Raw genomic sequence first — 19,099 nt, 5'->3', positions numbered from 1 at the left:
TTGGTATTAAAATTTTAAGGGGGTGTTTCTTTTGAAACTTATTATACCATTTGTAGTAGGTTGTTTATCGGCGATTATTTATATTTTTATTAGCAAAAGATATAAAAAATAGAAAATTAGATTTAATTTTAACGATGGAGAGAGGATTGTTTAATATGATTATAAATACATTTAAATTAAAGGTGATAGTTAATGAACATATTTAAGCGCTACATGTGCATAAAACAACACGATATAAAAGACTGTGGTGCTGCATGTCTTGCAACAATATCAAAGCAATATGGACTTAAAATACCTATATCAAAAATACGAGAAGCTGCAGGAACGGATAAACAAGGGACAAGTGTATATGGTCTGATAAAAGCAGCTGAAAGGCTTGGCTTTACGGCAAAAGGAGTTAAGGCGAATAAACCTGAAGATATTTTTGGCGAATTTCCACTGCCTGCTATAGCTCATGTAATTGTTGACGGAAAGCTTCTTCATTATGTTGTAATACATAAAATAACTAAAAAAGAATTGATTATTGCAGATCCTGCAAAAGGAGTTGTAAAATATACTCCTCAGGAATTTTTTAAAATATGGACAGGCGTATTAGTTTTGATGGTGCCGACAGTTAAATTTAGAAAAGGCGATGAAACACAGGGATTATTTTCGAGATTTTTTGTTCTACTGAAACCGCAGAAGAGATTGATAGTAAATATATTTTTTGCATCATTGTTATTTACAATATTAGGGATACTAAGCTCATTTTATTTTAAATTTTTGATGGATTCAATACTTCCAAATAATTTGACTAGTACTTTAAACATGCTTTCAATAGGAATTATCATTTTGTATATTTTTAAAGTTCTTTTAAATGCATTTAGAACACAGTTGCTTATATACTTAAGCCAAAATATAGATATACCATTAATGCTGGGATATTACAACCATGTTATTGAACTTCCTATGAATTTTTTTGATACAAGAGAAGTGGGAGAGATAATATCAAGATTCAATGATGCTTCAAAAATAAGGGATGCTATATCAGGAGCCACATTGACGGTAATGATTGATACGTTAATGGCCATTGCAGGTGCTGCTATTTTATACAGCCAGAATCATATGTTATTTGGTATAACTATAATTCCCGTAGTTTTATATGCTATCATTGTATGGTCTTTTAATAAACCTCTTAAAAATATAAACAGAGTGACGATGGAAAATAATGCAAAGCTGACATCGTATCTTGTAGAATCATTAAATGGGATCGAAACTGTAAAGGCTTTTAATGCAGAAGCGAAAGTGAACTTAGAGACTGAAAAGAAATTTATAAAATTAATGAAAAGTCTCTTTAAAAATGGATGGATGAGCAATTTTCAGTCTTCTTTGGAAGGCGGTATAAAAGCTGTTTTTGGTGTTGTACTTTTATGGGTTGGCGGAAATGAAGTTATACATGGCAGATTGACAATAGGTCAGCTTATGACATTTAATGCACTTCTTACATATTTTTTAGATCCCATTGAAAATCTTATAAATCTTCAACCTCAAATGCAAACAGCTATTGTAGCTGCTGATAGGCTAGGAGAAATATTGGACATTGAAATTGAAAAAAGCAAAGATGAAGATAAAAAAATAAACCCGGCATCGTTAAAAGGCAATATTGAATTTAAAAATGTTAGCTTTAGATATGGTACAAGGCAATTAATATTAGACGACATAAATCTTTATATTCCTTCTGGTAAGAAAATAGCACTTGTTGGCGAAAGTGGTTCAGGTAAGACAACTTTAGTAAAGCTTTTAATGAATTTTTATCATTGCGAAAAAGGCGAAATATTGATAAATGGATATAATATTAGGGACATAAATTTAGAAGTATTGAGAGAGAGAATAGCGTATATCTCGCAAAATACGTTTCTATTTAATGGTACTATTAAAGAAAATCTTTCATTGGGCATAGATAATGTCGACTTTGAAGACATAGTTGAGGCATGTAAAAAAGCGCAAATACATGATTTTATTAATAATTTGCCATTAAGATATGATACTGTAATTGAAGAAAATGGTTCAAACTTATCTGGAGGACAGAAGCAGAGGATTGCAATAGCCAGGGCACTTCTTAAAAAGCCTGATATATTTATAATGGACGAAGCGACAAGCAATCTTGATACTACTACAGAAAAAGCAATACACGAGATGATTTATGAATTTACGAAGAATGTAACAGTGATAATTATTGCACATAGATTAAGCACAATAATGAAGTGCGATACAATATATGTTGTTGATAAAGGGAAAATTATAGAAAGCGGTACACATGAAGAATTAATGAAGTTTAAAGGTATGTATTACGAACTGTGGAAAGATCAAATACCCACACAATATGTAATAGAGAATGAAATGTCATCGGCTGAATTGATAGGAGCGTGACTTCCTTGAGAAGCATGATACAAAGTATAAATGAATTGACTGACAGTAGGGAAATTTTAGAATCAAGACCGTACCCTGTAGCAAGTATAACTGTATATATTTTTTTATCAATCATAATATCTGCATTAATATGGTCATATTTTAGTGAGAAAGAAATTGTAGTAAAGGCTAATGGTGTTATAAGACCATATGAATATGAGACAAACATATTGAACAAGGTAACTGGCAATGTTCAAGAGATATATGTTAAAGATGGACAAGTCGTAAAACAAGGGGATATTTTATATACAATTGACCATAAGGTCTTGGACTTACAAAAATCCATACTGGAGGATCAACTTAAAAAAACAGAAAATGAAGTTGAAAATTTGAAAAAACTAAAAAAAAGTATATTAGATGGTAAAAATTATTTTGATAAAAATTCTGAAGAAGAATATTATTATTACAAATATATGGCATTTTATATAGATAGAAAATCAATTGAAAATCAAGTTTATGCTGTTAACATACAATCTCAGGATATAAAAGATACCATAAATAACTTGAAACTTTTAGAACAAGCAATAAATCAAAATGTAAATAATTTGAATAGTGATAGTTCGTACTATAACCAATTTGTTGATTATCAGATGAATATAAATCAAAAGCAGGAAAAAATTCAACAATTACAAACTGAACAAGATAGAGAAATTACAAATGCTGAACGTACAATTTTTGATGCACAGCAAGATCTTCAAAATTATCTAAATCAATATAATTTAAATCTTAAAACTAATATAGAACAAAATAAGGCACAATTAGATCAATTAAATGGTGAATATGTTCAAACAAAAGATTTGCAAAATACAATCAATAATTTAAATCTCCTTATACAATCAATTAATGATAATAAAAACTATTTGCCAACGAATAGTCTATATTATTATCAATTTTTGGATTACCAGATGAATGTTCAGCAATATCAATATAAAATTAATCAATTGCAGAATGCGTATAATATTATATCTCAAAACCAAGATGCTTTGCCGACGCAGGTTGACGACGCAAGAACAGCTCTAAACGCTGCCCAGCAAGATCTTGAAATTTATAAGAACCAATATATTATGAATATTAAAGCAAATATTGAACAGAATGAGGAAAAGATAAACCAATTGCAAGGCATTCAAGCAGAAATACAGAGTGTTGAAAATACAATAAATAACTTAAAGCTTCTGCAAAAATCTATTAACGATAATTCAAATTATCTTTCACCTGATAGTTCCTATTATAATCAGTTTTTAGACTATCAGTTAAATATAAAGCAAAGGCAAGATAAAATTAATGAGTTACAAGATAACGCATCACAGCAGGCAGATGATGAAAAAAATGCCATAAATAGTGCTAAAGAGGAACTCTTAAGTTATCAAAATCAATATATGCTTAACCTTAAAGCAAATATAGAACAAAATGAGACTAAACTTAAAGAACTTCAAGCTAATACTGGTAGCATAAATGTTGAAAAATTTACGTTTGATACAATATCTCAGATAGATGACAATATTGAAGCTGATGAGAATGAGATTCAGAAATTAAAAGGTGATATTAATAATATAAATCTTAATATTGAGGACTATATAGTAAAAGCTCCTACAGACGGTACAGTTAACATGATTATGAATATAAATAAAGGAGATTTGTTACAAAGCGGTACGGAAACAGTTAAAATTATACCAGATAAACCTGAATATAAAGTTCAGCTTTATATTTCTAATAAAGATATTGCAAATATAAAAGTGGGGCAAAACATAAAATATCATGTTTTAGCTTTGCCTTATCAGGAATATGGTGATTTAACAGGTAAAATTACAAAAGTTGGATTAGATTCACGAACTGACCAGCAAAGCGGCATAAATTATTATGATGCAGAAGCAACTATTAACAATAAAACTATGTACAGCCATAGTGGTGAGAAAGGGAGCATTAAAGTCGGAATGATAGTGGAGGCGCAAGTTGTAACAAGAAAAGAAAAAATGCTGTATTATATTTTGGAACAGCTTAATTTATGGAATTAATAAATTGGAGGTGTAGATTTTGATAGAAGTCTATGGTTTAACTAAAATGTTTAAAAACATTAAAGCAGTAGATAATTTAAGCTTTAAAGTCGAAGAAGGAGAAATATACGGGCTTTTGGGTGAAAATGGTGCAGGAAAAACCACTACTTTAAGGATGCTTGCTACGATGCTTAAGCCTACAAGTGGAACAGTCATTATAAATGGAAAAAACTTGATAAAAGAACCAGAAGATATAAGAAAAGAAGTAGGGATACTTTTTGGGGGAGAAAGCGGTTTATATGACAGGCTTACTGCAAGAGAAAATATACTTTATTTTGCAGAGCTTCACGATATGGATAAAAAAGAGATAAATAAAAAAATTGATATGTTAATACGCAAATTTGATATGACAGGATTTATTGATAAAGCAGCAAGCAAACTTTCAAAAGGAATGAAACAGAAAGTGGCGATTGTAAGGTCAATAATACACGATCCCAAGGTGATGCTTTTTGATGAGCCAACATCAGGATTGGATGTAGGTTCGGTACGAGAAGTGCACGATTTTATAAGGCTTTGTAAAGAAGAAGGAAAGACAATTATTTTTTCAAGTCACAGTATGTCAGAGGTAGAAAAGCTTTGTGACAAGATAGGTATAATACACAAAGGAAAACTTATAGAGGAAGGGACTATTGGAGATTTAAAGGAGAAATATAAAACAGATAATCTTGAAGAATTATTTATGGAATTGGTAGGTGATAAAGTTGAAGTTTAAACATATTTTCATAGTTTTAAAAAAAGAGCTAAAAGATATTTTTAGAGATAAAAAGACATGGATAGTTACAATTCTTCTTCCTGCCTTGTTTATTCCTATAATGATGTATATAGTTATAGGTGGAGCAGAAAGCATATCTCAGCAAAAAGTAAGCGATACTAAAATAGCTGTTATAGATGAAGGTGATAATCAAAGATTCGTAAATTATTTAAAATCTACAGGAATAAATGTAATAACAGATCTACAAAATCCTAAAGAAAGTCTTGAGAAAGGTGATATACGAACGATTGTCATTATACCTTCTGATTTTGATAAAAATATAGGAGAGGGCAAGAACACCAATTTAATAATACAGGTCGACAAGTCGAATGTTAAATCTGCCAATGCAGAAAGCATGATTGAAGGATTTATAAGGGAATATTCAAACATCATCGTAAAACAAAGACTTATAGCAAATGGAATAGACCCTAAGATAATTGAGCCAATTGTGGTAAAGACAGAAAACGTAGCTTCACAGAGCAAAATGGCAGGGTCTTTTTTATCATTCATTGTGCCAATGCTTTTGACTTTATGGACAGCGACAGGGGGGATAGGAGCTGCCGTTGATTTGGCTGCTGGCGAGAAAGAAAGAGGGACTCTGGAACCTTTGCTTACGACTTCTGCGTCAAGACTTTCTATAATGGCAGGCAAATACTTAGCTGTAACAGCCATGGCGCTTCTCAGTGCTGTTGCTTCACTTTCAGGGTTATTTGTATCTTTTGTTTTTAATAAAGATATGGTATCTTTAAATGCCGATTTTAAAATGGGCACGACAGCAATAATTGTCATGTTCGTGGCTGCCTTTTTTACAGCATCAATATTTGCAGCTTTAGAACTTGCTTTAAGTGCATACGCAAAATCTTTTAAAGAAGGCCAGTCATATATTTCACCATTAGTGTTTATTGCGATAATTCCTGCATATATGGTCATGTATAAAATGCCTAATGAAATTCCCGCGTTTTACTTTGCACTACCTGTATTTGGGACTATTTCAATTTTTAAAGATTTGCTTTATGGGATTGTTAGTATGGCACACATAGGAATATTCATAGTTTCATCATTAGTATATATAAGTATTAGTGTATACTTAGCTGCTGTGATGTTTAAGCAGGAATGGGCCCTTTTTAGAGCGTAATAAGCAAATCTATATCATTTTATACAGGCAAAAACATTTTACAAAGGCTTCTACACGAAAGAGAAATTGTAGAAGCCTTTTAAATATTAACAAAAATTTGATATCTTTTATAAAAATTTTAAAAGTTTAATTAACTGCATGACTACAAATGCTTTGGTAAGGTAAGTATCACCAAGAATTTTCACATTTTTACCCTTTCTACATATACTACAAACAGATGAAATTCAATATCAATCAATATAGCTACCCTTATTATTATTTCGAAAGGGGCTGATACGATGTGCGGAATAGCAGGATGGGTAAGCTTTGATGAAGAAGTGATAAATAGGAAAAACATAGTAGTTGCAATGGGAGAAAGACTTAGGAATAGAGGCCCTGATAGCTGGGGTACATGGTTTTCGACTCATTGTGGTTTTGCACAGACAAGGCTTATAGTCATTGACCCTGAGGGTGGAGAGCAGCCGATGATTAAGGAGTTTGGCGAGAGAAAGTACGTGATAATATACAATGGAGAGTTGTACAATACGGAGGAAATAAGAGATGAGCTTAGGTCGTTAGGTTACAAATTCAATGGTCATTCAGATACAGAGGTCTTGTTGACTTCATATATCGAATGGGGCAGCGATTGTGTCCACAAGTTAAATGGCATATACGCATTTGCGGTATGGGATGGTTACGAGAATAAACTTTTTCTTTCAAGGGATAGGATAGGTGTCAAACCTCTTTTTTATACTTATAAGAATGGTTCTCTCATTTTCGGCTCGGAAATTAAAGCGATTTTAGCACATCCATACGTTCAGGCTGAAGTGGATGAAGAAGGACTTGCAGAGATTTTTGTCATGGGTCCTACCAGGACGCCGGGGATTGGCGTTTTTCGTGATATATATGAGTTAAAGCCGGGCCATTCTCTTACGTTTAGCAAAGACGGAATAAAAATTGAAAGATACTGGTCATTGGTAAGTAAAGACCATGAAGATGACATTAAAACTACGATGGAAAAGATTCGGTATCTTTTGGACGATGCCTCAAAGCGTCAGCTTGTTTCGGATGTACCGCTGTGCTCGCTGCTTTCTGGTGGATTAGACTCTACTGCGGTTTCTGCTTTTGCCAATGAAAAGTTAAAAAAATTAGGCAGCAAGCTTATAACATATTCAGTAGATTACATCGGAAACGATAAATACTTTAAACCAAATCAATTTCAGCCAAACAGCGATTCAGATTTAGTTGAAACTGTTTCAAAAGAAATAGATACGGCTCATAATTATGTCTATGTAGATAATGAAGAACTGGCAGATGCTCTGTTGCCTGCTCTTTATGCCCGCGATTTGCCGGGAATGGCTGATGTTGATTCTTCTTTGTACTTATTTTTGAGAGAAGTCAAAAAGGATGTAAAAGTTGCGCTGTCAGGTGAAGGTGCTGATGAGGTGTTTGGAGGCTATCCATGGTTTAGAAATAAAGCTGCCATCGAGTCAGGCACTTTTCCATGGATAAGAATGGTTGAAAAAAGAATGAATCTTTTATCTAAAGATGTTGTAAAAAAGATCCGTCCAACAGAGTACTTAAACGATCGGTATAATGAAGCATTAAGGGAAGTACCTAAGCTTTCAGGAGAAGATAAAGCATCTTCTCGCATGAGAGAGATATTTTATCTAAACCAGACGAGATTTCTTTCCATGCTTCTTGATAGGATGGATAGGATGAGCATGGCATCGGGTCTTGAAGTTAGGGTGCCGTTTTTGGATCACAGGATAGTGGAATATGTCTGGAATATTCCGTGGGATATGAAGAATCTTCACAATAGAGAGAAAGGCCTTTTGAGAGAAGCATTAAAAGGGTATATACCTGATATAGTAGTAGAAAGGAAAAAAAGTCCGTATCCTAAGACACATAACCCGATTTTTAAAGAGAAGGTAAAAAGTTGGCTTCAGAGGATTATTGACGATCCGTCTTCACCGATTTTACAATTAGTCGACAAAAATGAAGTGCAAAATCTCATAGATACGGATGCGAAAGATTACGACCCAGCATGGTTTTCTCAACTTATGGGCGGTCCTCAGCTATATGCATACCTTATACAAATAAATGAATGGCTTTTAAAGTACAAGATAAAAATTTTATAGATGGTCTATAAAAACATCTTGACAAACAAGACGAAAGACAAGTATAATGTATACAGACGACCCTACTACAGTAGGGGGGTATAATAAAATATTAATAGACTAAAAGGAGGAAATGATATGAGGTATGCATATGTAGATCAAGATATATGTGATAGATCACCGTTTTGTCCAGCAAGTCACAGTTGCAAGTTTGGCGCATTTAAGTTATCAAGAAAGGGCTTGTTTCAAGTTGAGATAAATGTGGATAAAGAAAAATGTACTGGATGCGGCGTTTGTACCAGGTATTGTCCACACGGCGCCATAAAATTAGTAAATGCGTAGTGTATTAGAAAGGGTATGTACGAAAGGTATATACCTATATTTTTTTGTCTATTTTCTTTTTATTAATAGTAAATATATGGTATAATTGTAATAGATAATTTATGGGAGGGTGTGAAATGTCAGACTTTAGCAAAGATTTTTTGTTTGGCGTGGCTACGGCTTCGTATCAAGTTGAAGGTGCTTACAACGAGGATGGCAGGACTATGTCTATCTGGGACACATTTTCCAGACAAGATGGAAAGGTATACAAAGGCCATAATGGCGATGTGGCTTGCGATCACTACCATCTATACAAGGACGATGTAAAGATGATGAAAGACTTAGGCATTGAAGCGTACAGATTTTCTATTGCTTGGCCAAGGATTTTCCCTGCGAAAGGGCAGTACAATCCTAAGGGGATGGATTTTTATAAAAGGTTGACTGATGAGCTTTTAAAAAATGACATTAAACCTTTTGCTACAATATACCATTGGGATCTGCCTCAATGGGCTGATGATTTAGGTGGATGGCTTAATAGAGATGTTGTTGAGTGGTATGGTGAATATGCCGCAAAACTTTTTTCTGAACTGGGCGGATACATAAAAAACTGGATCACATTAAATGAGCCATGGTGTTCTTCATTTTTGTCGTATTTCATCGGCGAACATGCGCCAGGGCATAAAGATCTAGGTGAAGCTTTGTTAGTTTCGCACCATCTTTTGTTGTCACATGGCAAAGCTGTGGAAATATTTAGAGATCTAAATTTAGATGACTCTAAAATAGGCATTACTCTAAACTTAAACGAAGTATTTCCTGCCTCAGATAGTGACGATGACAAAATTGCGGCTCAAATAGCCGATGGTTTCCAAAACAGATGGTTCTTAGATCCTCTATTTAAAGCCAAATACCCGGAAGATATGGTAGAGTATTTTGGTAAATTTGCAAAAGTCGATTTTATAAATGATGAAGATTTGAATGTGATTTCTCAAAAATTAGATTTTCTGGGAGTTAATTATTACACAAGAGCAGTTGTCCAGAAAGGAAATGACGGTATTTTGGATGTTGTGCAGATAGATCCTGGAAATGAAAAGACGGAGATGGGATGGGAGATTTACCCTGAATCACTTTACAATATTTTGATGAGGCTTAAAAGAGAATACACTTATGATATGCCATTGTACATTACTGAAAATGGTGCGGCGTTTAATGATGTCGTTGAGGATGACGATCGTGTACACGATGAAAAGCGGGTAGAGTTTTTAAGACAGCATTTTAAAGAGGCTAAACGCTTTTTAGATGATGGTGGAAATTTGAAAGGGTACTTTGTGTGGTCACTTATGGACAATTTTGAGTGGGCTCATGGCTATTCAAAGAGATTTGGCATCGTATATGTGGACTATGAGACGGAAAGAAGGATTTTGAAGGACAGTGCCCTATGGTATAAAGATTTGATTTCTACAAGAACCATCTAAATATAAAAATCGTGTTGAGAATAGTAGAAAATGGCAGAGCATCAAACCTGCCATTTTTCTTATATTTTATTGACTATTGCCTTCTTCAATATTATAATTTATTAGTGATGTAATATATTGGTTATTATTTTTTATTTGCATTTGGAGCGAATCATTCTTACAAGTCGTAAATATAATTTATTATGGGTGAAAAAGATTTTGGGGGAAGTAATGTGAATGAAAAAAGTATATTGATCGTTGATGATGATAAGCTAAGCAGGACTATTTTAAAAAACATTTTAGGCGGCGCCGGGTATAAAATTTACGAGTCACAAGATGGCGATGAGGCTTTAAAGTTGTATAGACGCATTTTGCCGGATATGGTCATACTTGATGTAGTCATGCCTGGTCTTAGTGGATTTGACTTACTTAGAATATTGAGGGATGAGGAAGAAAATCAATTGGTGCCTGTCATACTTTTGACATCCAGTGACAATTATGAAGAGAAACTGCACGGGTTGGAGTTAGGCGCTGATGCGTACATAACGAAACCATTCAATGAAAAAGAACTTCTTGCACAAGTGAAAAATCTGTTTCAGAGGATCGAGCACAACAGGATGGCCAATCCACTTACAGGACTTAGAGGCAATATTGACATAAAGTATGAGATAAGAAGGCGCATAAAAAATGGGCTCTTGTACGCTGTTTTGTACATAGACTTGGATAATTTTAAGTCCTTCAATGATTACTACGGATTTTCACGTGGCGATAAAATAATAAGGCAGACAGCCAGGATCTTGAAAGATGCCCTTTTTAAATGTGGAAATCCCAACGATTTTTTAGGGCATATAGGCGGAGATGACTTTATAATAATAACTACTCCAGATAAAATCGATGATATATGCAATTATATAATAAATACCTTTGATGAGGATATAAAGAGGTATTACGATGATGAGGATTTGGCCAATGGCTATATAGAAGTCATCAATAGGCGAGGAGAAATACAGAGGTTTCCATTCGTTTCAATATCTATAGCTGTTGTGACGAACGAAAACAGAAATTTTGATAATGAGCTGCAGATAAGTGCAGTAGCTGCAGAGATTAAGAGGAAGCTTAAGTCTATAGAAGGAAGCAAATACTTAAAAGATAGAAGGAAATGTTAGGCATACAGTAGGTATGCTGATTTTTTTTAGGAGGTTTTATTTTTGAAAAATCCTTATGTACCTGACAAAAAAGTACGGTGTGTCGTCGTCGATGGAAGGCATCTTGATGTAGTTAATTCATTGAAAAAGATGGAAATAGAAGTCGTAATGACAAAAAGACATGCTTCTCTCTACGAAGCCATATCGTATCATCCGGATATAATCGCCCACAATGTAGGTGACAGACAAATTGTTTTAGCGCCAGATGTTGATGAAAATTTTGTTGAAGAAATCAAAAAGTTAAACTTGGAAGTAATATTTGGGAAGACTGTACTAAGTAGAAACTATCCTGGCAATATAGCATATAATGTAGCAAGATTAGGCGATTATGCTTTTCATAATTTGAAGTATACTGATCCAGTATTAAGGGAAGTATTAGAGAAAAAAGGAGTGAAATTTATACACGTTAAGCAAGGATACACCAAGTGCAACATGGCAATCGTGGACAATATAAGTTTCATAACATCGGACGCAGGTCTTTATAAGACAGCTTCAAAAGAAGGGTTTGACTGCCTTTTGATTGAACAAGGTGGTATAAAGCTTAATGGGTTTGATTACGGATTTATAGGAGGAGCGTCTGGACTTATAGATAAAGATGTTTTTTGCGTTGCTGGAGATTTAAGATATCACAACGAATACAAGAAAATAATTGATTTTTTGAAATATAAAAACAAAGAAATAATTTTTTTGTCATCTGGTGAAGTAAAAGACATAGGTTCCATTATTCCACTCTACTGATGATGCAAAGAAAAGACTTAAAAGCACATACTACTAACGAAGGGAGTGAGAAAAATGCAGCTTTTGTCTATCGGTATCCCAAATGCTTTATTAAGTGGCAGCGTTTTTAACAATGAGTTAGAATATATGAAGAATGAAGGATTAGATTTTACTGTAAATTTAGATAATCGTGGGAACATTACTTTTTTTAATATAGACGTAGAGGATAGAGTTTCGAGTAAAAATATAGCTAAAATAAAAGAGCATGTATCTGATGTGATTTCTGATGTAATAGTAAATCAGATCGACAAGAAGTTGATAAAAAGGATTATAGATAAATACTATTATTATTTTGATTCTGATGAGAAGCGAAAGATTGAAAACATAGCGAGAGGTATTTTAGATAACGATGTAAATAGAGAGACATTCAAATTAGTTAAGAAAGAAAGAATCTTTGAGGAAATAGAGGATTTCTTAAAGGACAATGAGACTATTGACATAGAAGGGTTTGTCAATTTCAGGTTAAGGGATTTTATTGGCGAGTTAAGCGAGGTAGTGGATAGAGCGGTTGACGAATACATGATGCAAAAGGAATACGATGAATTTATCGGGCTTTTAAAGTATTTTGTAGAACTTCAGGACTCCAAAATAGATGTTCTTAACATCCTCGTTGATAAAAGTGGTAAATTTTCATTTTACGACAAAGAAAAGAAGCCTATAACAGGGCAGTTCTTAAGCGATATTACAATTGAATTTACAGGAGGAGAATTGACAGATGATGATATGCTTATAAGCACACTTATTGCAATGGCTCCTTCTAAGATATATATACATTCGTTGGAAAATATAAAAAGTAAAGATGTTTTTGATACTGTTAAAAAAATATTTTCAAACAAAGTATTTATATGCAATGGTTGCAGCTTATGTGCGATAAATGAGGCAAGGAAATAAGACCCAGCTTAAACTGGGTTTTATTATTTGAAGAAATCTGTTATTATATTCATAGGTTATTTTGTTGAGGTGATCTAATGCATTTTTTTCTACAAATGATGTTTTTAGGCGTTGTTGGTGCTGCTATTGGATGGATAACAAATTACATTGCTGTCGTCATGCTTTTTAGACCGATAAAGCCTGTAAAGATTTTTGGCATTTCTATTCAAGGGCTTATACCCAGAAGGAGAGATGAGATAGCGTCATCAATAGGAAAAGTAGTGGAAGATGAACTTGTATCGATGGACGACATATTGGATAAGCTTTTAAATGAAGACAATCGCAATTATATAATAAAGAAGATATTAGACGATGTTGATTCTACAGTTGAGAAGAATATCCCTTCGTTTATACCGAAGTCATTAAAATCGATGATAGTAAATTATGTAGTTGGGATTGTAAGCAAAGAAGCAGAGAAGTTTTTGGATGAATCTGCAGCTACGATGCTTAATGATATGTCAGAGAAGATTGGCATAGCAGAGATAGTTGAGGAGAAGATAAAGCTTTTTGAGCTTGAAAAGCTGGAGAAGATTATACTGGATGTTTCTAATAAAGAATTAAAGATGATTGTGATTTTAGGCGGGGTTTTAGGTTTTGTAATAGGAATTTTACAGGCATTTGTGGTAAGGCTGTTGTAGAATATTGACAAGTCAGTATATCAATTATATAATAGAAAAAAATCAATATTTTGGCGATGATGAGGAAAGTAGATATCTAAAAATATCAAAGAGATTGGATGACTTAGGCTGAAATCATTCAAATATTTTTGATATCGAAGACCACCTCTAAGCTGCGGGTGATGAATCCGATCGGTAATTCCGTTATAATTTAGAGTATAAATGAGAGTGGAACCGCAGAACCTCTGCCTCTTTTGGCGTGAGGTTCTTTTATTTAAATTTAAGAAGGAGGACAAGGTATGAAGATAATACTTAAAGATGGAACAGAAAGAGAATATGAAAGTGGCATAAGCGTATATGAAATCGCTAAAAGTCTAAGCCATAAGCTTGCTAAAGAAGCACTTGGTGGCAAATTAAATGGCAGGATTGTGGAGCTGTTTACACCAATCAATGAAGACGGCAAGCTGGAAATCTTGACTTTTGATGATGAGGATGGAAAAAAGATATACTGGCACACTTCATCACATATAATGGCACAGGCCATTAAAAGGCTTTATAAAAACGTGAAGCTTACAATAGGTCCTGCCATTGACAATGGTTTTTACTACGATTTTGATGTTGATGAACCTTTTACAGTCGATGATTTTTCTAAGATAGAAGACGAGATGAATAAGATTATTAAGGAAGATTTAAAGCTTGAGAGGTTTGTGCTTCCCAGAGAGGAAGCTATAAAATTCATGGAAGAAAAAGGTGAACCTTACAAAGTTGAGCTTATAAAGGATTTGCCGCAGGATGCTACAATATCTTTTTACAGACAAGGCGAATTTACAGATCTCTGCGCAGGGCCACATTTGCCATCGACAGGCATGGTTAAATCCATAAAACTCCTTTCAGTGGCAGGTGCTTACTGGAGAGGCGACGAGCACAATAAGATGCTGCAGAGAATATATGGCATAAGCTTTCCTAAGAAAAGCATGTTAGACGAATACTTAAACATGATTGAGGAAGCTAAAAAAAGAGACCACAGGAAATTGGGAAAGGAATTGGATCTTTTCAGCATCCACAATGAAGGACCTGGTTTTCCGTTTTTCCATCCAAAGGGAATGATCTTAAGAAATATCTTAGAAGATTTTTGGAGAAAAGAACATGCAAAGAGAGGCTATCAGGAGATTAAGACGCCAATAATTTTAAACGAAGAGCTGTGGCACAGATCAGGCCATTGGGATCATTACAAAGAAAATATGTACTTTACAAAGATTGATGATGAGGATTATGCCATAAAGCCGATGAACTGCCCGGGTGCTTTGCTTGTGTACAATTCAACTATGCATAGCTACAGAGATCTGCCTCTTAGGCTTTGCGAACTGGGACTTGTTCACAGGCATGAATTATCAGGTGCTCTCCATGGGCTGATGAGAGTTAGGAGTTTCACGCAAGACGATGCCCATTTGTTTATGACGCCAGATCAGGTGGAATCAGAAATCCTGGGAGTCATCAAACTTATCGACTACTTCTACAAGATATTTGGATTTGAGTACTTTGTGGAACTTTCTACGAGGCCAGAGAATTCGATAGGTTCTGACGAAGACTGGGAATTGGCAACAAACGCCTTGATAAAGGCTATGGAGCATATAGGACTCGATTATAAGGTGAATGAAGGCGATGGAGCCTTTTACGGCCCTAAGATTGACTTTCATCTAAAGGATAGCATAGGGCGTACATGGCAGTGTGGCACGATACAGTTGGATTTTCAGATGCCTGAAAGGTTTAACTGCGAATACGTCGGTGATGATGGTGAAAAGCATAGACCTGTCATGTTGCACAGGGTGGTGTTTGGCAGCATAGAAAGGTTTATAGCGATTCTCACAGAAAACTTTGCCGGTGCATTCCCTACATGGCTTGCTCCTGTGCAGGTAAAAATACTTCCGATTTCTGATAAGCACTTGGGTTATGCACAGAATATTCATGAAAGGCTATTGGAAAATGATATAAGGGTCGAACTTGATGATAGAAATGAGAAAATAGGCTACAAGATAAGAGAAGCGCAAATGCAAAAGATACCTTACATGCTTATATTAGGCGATAAGGAAGTAGAAGCAGGAAATGTTTCTGTAAGATCAAGAAAAGAAGGAGATCTTGGATCTAAATCATTGCAAGAATTTTTATCATCCATTTTGGAAGAGATTAAGCAAAAATCCCTCTAAAAGAAATGTCCACCAACTTTGAATTGGTGGACATTCTACTACCTTGATTGGCAAAATAAAAAGTGATAATCTAAATATGTAGTGTTTTATCGGGGGGAATAATTACGGCTAAAAATAGGGAGGTCTACAAATATCTCAACTACAACATAAAGATGAATCTGCTAAATGGCATAACATTTTCAATAGGGTACAATATGATTATGCCATTTGTAGGCATATTCGCTATAAAATTGGGTGCCAACAACTACGAAGTATCTCTTATTAATTCTCTTCCAGCCCTTATGGCTTTGATTGGGATACTGCCTGCTACAATCTTTATAAATAAGGCTAAAAATGTTTTTAAGTTTGCCTACGTTTTAGAGTACATTACAAGGAGCTTTTACCTTTTAGTTGCTTTAGTACCGTTTATGAGCAAGTTTAGACCTGAAGCGGTGGTTTTATTTGTAGGATTATTGAATTTGCCGGCTATTGTCGCAGGAATGTGTTGGCAGTCATTTATGAGCGATTTGATACCTGAGGAGTTTCGCGGCAAAGTCTTTGCGGATAGAAACATCTGGACAGGTGTATTAGGCACAGCGGCGGTATTAATAACAGGCATACTTTTGGATAGGATCAAGTTTCCATACGGTTACCAGATAATGTTTTTTATAGCATTTTTGTTTGGGATACTTGACGCCTATTATTACTCAAAGTTTCACTACGTATCCCACAAAAAAGAAGCTTCAGCGTCTATTTTAGATTCGCTAAAAACTATGATGCAATCGAGAAAGTTTATCTATTTTAGCCTTGCATCTTTTATATTTACTTTTACGTGGATGATGGCATGGCCCATATTTACCATATACAAAGTCGACAATCTCCACGCTAACAACATGTGGATGAGCATTTCAACGATTGTAGGCTCAGTAGGTTCTATTTTAACGTATAAGTGGTGGGCAAATCTCGCGGATAGAAAAGGAAATGGCATTGCATTAAGCATAAGTACTTTACTTATATCCACGATTCCAGCATTATGGGCTAAAGTTACCAGCCTCTACGTAGGTGCTGCCATAGACTTTTTTGGCGGTATGGCTACAGCAGGATACACCATGCTTTCTTTAAACTGGCTTTTGGAGCTTTTGCCTGACCACAAGGAAAAGATGAATTATATTGCCATCTATACTATCGTGACACAATTTGCTGCTTTTCTATCGCCTATTGTTGGAACGTGGTTTTATGAAATTGTGGGATATGAGACATTCATGTATATAACGACGGTATTGAGAGTCTTGTCCAGCATATTGCTTTTTGCTGTTGCGCTATATAAAACTGAAAAAACTGTATTAAGCAAAGGGGGAGCATGATTTGAGGTATTTAACATCTGGAGAGACACATGGAGAAGCGCTTGTTGCCATCATCGAAGGTTTGCCATCAAATTTGTTTATAGATGTGGATTTCATAAATAATGAACTTAAAAGAAGGCAATCTGGCTACGGCAGAGGCGGCAGGATGTCTATTGAAAGCGATGCTGTTCACATTTTAGGTGGAGTCAGAAACAATTTGACAATTGGTGCGCCGCTTTCTATTCTCATTAGAAACCTTGATTACGAAAATTGGAAGGGAAAAGATGTGCCGAGAGTGACCCGACCAAGGCCAGGCCATGCAGATCTGTCTGGTGCCATCAAATACGATTTAAAAGACATGAGAGATGTTTTAGAAAGAGCCAGTGCCAGGGAAACAGCAGCGAGAGTATCTGTTGGCGCTGTAGCAAAGTTGCTTCTTAAAAACTTTGGCATAGTTGTAAAAAGCGATATATTGGAGATAGGTGGAGAAAGAGATAGAGAAAAGTGGCCTGCCCTTATAGATGAAGCAAAAAATGAAGGGGACACTTTAGGCGGTGTGATCGAAATCACAATAGACGGGGTACCAATAGGCTTAGGCAGCCATGTTCAATGGGATCGCAAGCTGGACGCCCTTTTATCCTATAGCGTCATGAGCGTCCAAGCCATAAAAGGGGTGGAAATCGGCATGGGTTTTATGGCGGCAAGGCAAAAGGGTTCTTCAGTCCACGATGAGATATTTTACGACGGGCATTTTTACAGAAAGACCAACAACGCAGGTGGAATTGAAGGCGGTATTTCAAATGGCATGCCAATAGTTTTGAGAGCCTATATGAAACCTATACCAACTTTGAGAAAACCTCTTACATCTGTTGATATAGATTCGAAGGAAGAAGTGAAGGCTACGTATGAGCGTTCGGACGTAACCGCTGTTGAAGCCGCTGCTGTAGTGCTTGAAGCTGTATGTGCGTGGACTATAGCCGATGAAATGACTAAAAAATTTGGCGGAGATTCCTTGCAGGACATGGTGGAAAACTTTAATATGTATATGAAAAGAGTTGAAAAGTATTGATCTTGTGGTGAGAAGGGTATTGACTGAGATGATAAGTTGTGCTATAATTTAACATGTGTTTAAAGTAGAAGCACCCGCTTCTCACCTTTCACCGCAGGTGTCAGGTTTAAAGTAAAATGTTGTTTTAGCCAAAAAGAAGCGGGTTTATACCCGCTTTATTTTTTGTAATATTTTAGGAGGTGCGTATTTATTAACAAGGAGCTGCAGGTTAATGAGGAAATTAGAGATAAGGAAGTGCGCCTCATTGATCAAGATGGTAATCAATTAGGTATAATGTCAGCAAAAGAGGCATACAAAATTGCTTTAGAAAGGCACATCGATCTGGTTAAGATTGCACCACAGGCAAATCCACCAGTATGCAAATTAATGGACTTCGGAAAATACAGGTATGAACAAAGCAAGAAAGAGAAAGAATCTAAAAAGAAGCAGAAAGTCATCAACATAAAGGAAATAAGGATGACTCCAGCGATTGAAGAACACGACTTTGGCGTAAAAGTCAAAAGCGCCATGAAGTTCTTAAAAGATGGAGATAAAGTAAAAGTGACGATAAGATTCAGAGGCAGGGAAGCTTCACACACAAATCTTGCCGAAGAACTGTTAAATAGATTTGCAAAGAGCTTAGAAGAATATGGTAATGTTGAGAAGGCCCCAAACATGGAGGGCAGAAATTTGATGATGATATTAGCACCTAAAAACGTTTAATTGAGGAGGATACGAAA

At 35.1% G+C, this 19,099-nt stretch carries 15 protein-coding genes and 1 other annotated feature; all 15 genes read left to right on the top strand.

What is annotated here, in order from left to right; genetic code table 11:
- Positions 1 to 192: 192 nt before the first annotated feature.
- Positions 193 to 2,409 carry a peptidase domain-containing ABC transporter gene (locus BVF91_RS04060; RefSeq protein WP_085112213.1) on the top strand — a complete coding sequence of 739 codons (2,217 nt, stop codon included), beginning with the start codon at positions 193 to 195 and terminating at the stop codon, positions 2,407 to 2,409.
- A 14-nt stretch (positions 2,410 to 2,423) separates the two neighbouring features.
- Positions 2,424 to 4,460: a beta-barrel domain-containing protein gene (locus tag BVF91_RS04055; RefSeq protein ID WP_240495805.1), complete on the top strand. Its 2,037-nt coding sequence runs from the start codon at positions 2,424 to 2,426 to the stop codon at positions 4,458 to 4,460.
- A 19-nt stretch (positions 4,461 to 4,479) separates the two neighbouring features.
- Positions 4,480 to 5,211, top strand: a complete 732-nt coding sequence (locus BVF91_RS04050) for an ABC transporter ATP-binding protein (RefSeq protein ID WP_085112211.1) — start codon at positions 4,480 to 4,482, stop codon at positions 5,209 to 5,211.
- Positions 5,192 to 6,385 carry an ABC transporter permease gene (locus tag BVF91_RS04045; protein ID WP_206199012.1) on the top strand — a complete coding sequence of 398 codons (1,194 nt, stop codon included), beginning with the start codon at positions 5,192 to 5,194 and terminating at the stop codon, positions 6,383 to 6,385. The genes BVF91_RS04050 and BVF91_RS04045 overlap by 20 nt, the downstream gene beginning before the upstream one ends.
- A gap of 278 nt (positions 6,386 to 6,663) precedes the next feature.
- On the top strand, positions 6,664 to 8,505 hold the full coding sequence (asnB, locus tag BVF91_RS04040; RefSeq protein ID WP_085112209.1) for an asparagine synthase (glutamine-hydrolyzing): 1,842 nt from the start codon (positions 6,664 to 6,666) through the stop codon (positions 8,503 to 8,505).
- A gap of 117 nt (positions 8,506 to 8,622) precedes the next feature.
- Positions 8,623 to 8,826 carry a 4Fe-4S binding protein gene (locus BVF91_RS04035; protein WP_085112208.1) on the top strand — a complete coding sequence of 68 codons (204 nt, stop codon included), beginning with the start codon at positions 8,623 to 8,625 and terminating at the stop codon, positions 8,824 to 8,826.
- 116 nt (positions 8,827 to 8,942) lie between these two features.
- Complete coding sequence (locus BVF91_RS04030; RefSeq protein ID WP_085112207.1) at positions 8,943 to 10,277, top strand: GH1 family beta-glucosidase; 1,335 nt, start codon at positions 8,943 to 8,945, stop codon at positions 10,275 to 10,277.
- Positions 10,278 to 10,459: 182 nt separating this feature from the next.
- A complete protein-coding gene (locus BVF91_RS04025; protein WP_085112206.1) occupies positions 10,460 to 11,422 on the top strand; it encodes a GGDEF domain-containing response regulator in 963 nt (320 codons plus the stop codon).
- Positions 11,423 to 11,464: 42 nt separating this feature from the next.
- Positions 11,465 to 12,199: a DUF6873 family GME fold protein gene (locus BVF91_RS04020; protein WP_085112205.1), complete on the top strand. Its 735-nt coding sequence runs from the start codon at positions 11,465 to 11,467 to the stop codon at positions 12,197 to 12,199.
- 54 nt (positions 12,200 to 12,253) lie between these two features.
- Positions 12,254 to 13,129, top strand: coding sequence for a putative sporulation protein YtxC (ytxC, locus tag BVF91_RS04015; protein ID WP_085112204.1), 876 nt, complete (start codon positions 12,254 to 12,256; stop codon positions 13,127 to 13,129).
- 77 nt (positions 13,130 to 13,206) lie between these two features.
- Entirely contained in the window at positions 13,207 to 13,806 is a 600-nt protein-coding gene (locus BVF91_RS04010; RefSeq protein ID WP_085112203.1) for a DUF445 domain-containing protein, read from the top strand.
- A 278-nt stretch (positions 13,807 to 14,084) separates the two neighbouring features.
- Complete coding sequence (gene thrS, locus BVF91_RS04005) at positions 14,085 to 15,989, top strand: threonine--tRNA ligase (RefSeq protein ID WP_085112202.1); 1,905 nt, start codon at positions 14,085 to 14,087, stop codon at positions 15,987 to 15,989.
- A 152-nt stretch (positions 15,990 to 16,141) separates the two neighbouring features.
- Positions 16,142 to 17,332 carry an MFS transporter gene (locus BVF91_RS04000; protein WP_240495798.1) on the top strand — a complete coding sequence of 397 codons (1,191 nt, stop codon included), beginning with the start codon at positions 16,142 to 16,144 and terminating at the stop codon, positions 17,330 to 17,332.
- A 1-nt stretch (position 17,333) separates the two neighbouring features.
- On the top strand, positions 17,334 to 18,380 hold the full coding sequence (locus BVF91_RS03995; RefSeq protein ID WP_085112200.1) for a chorismate synthase: 1,047 nt from the start codon (positions 17,334 to 17,336) through the stop codon (positions 18,378 to 18,380).
- A gap of 56 nt (positions 18,381 to 18,436) precedes the next feature.
- Positions 18,437 to 18,548 (top strand) — a sequence feature (ribosomal protein L20 leader region).
- A 21-nt stretch (positions 18,549 to 18,569) separates the two neighbouring features.
- Positions 18,570 to 19,082 carry a translation initiation factor IF-3 gene (gene infC / locus BVF91_RS03990; RefSeq protein WP_013787800.1) on the top strand — a complete coding sequence of 171 codons (513 nt, stop codon included), beginning with the start codon at positions 18,570 to 18,572 and terminating at the stop codon, positions 19,080 to 19,082.
- Positions 19,083 to 19,099: the final 17 nt, after the last annotated feature.

The sequence above is a fragment of the Thermoanaerobacterium sp. PSU-2 genome, assembly GCF_002102475.1.
Taxonomy (GTDB): domain Bacteria; phylum Bacillota; class Thermoanaerobacteria; order Thermoanaerobacterales; family Thermoanaerobacteraceae; genus Thermoanaerobacterium.
The sequence above is the reverse complement of the archived record's forward strand: the minus strand, read 5'-3'. Positions and strand labels throughout refer to the sequence as shown.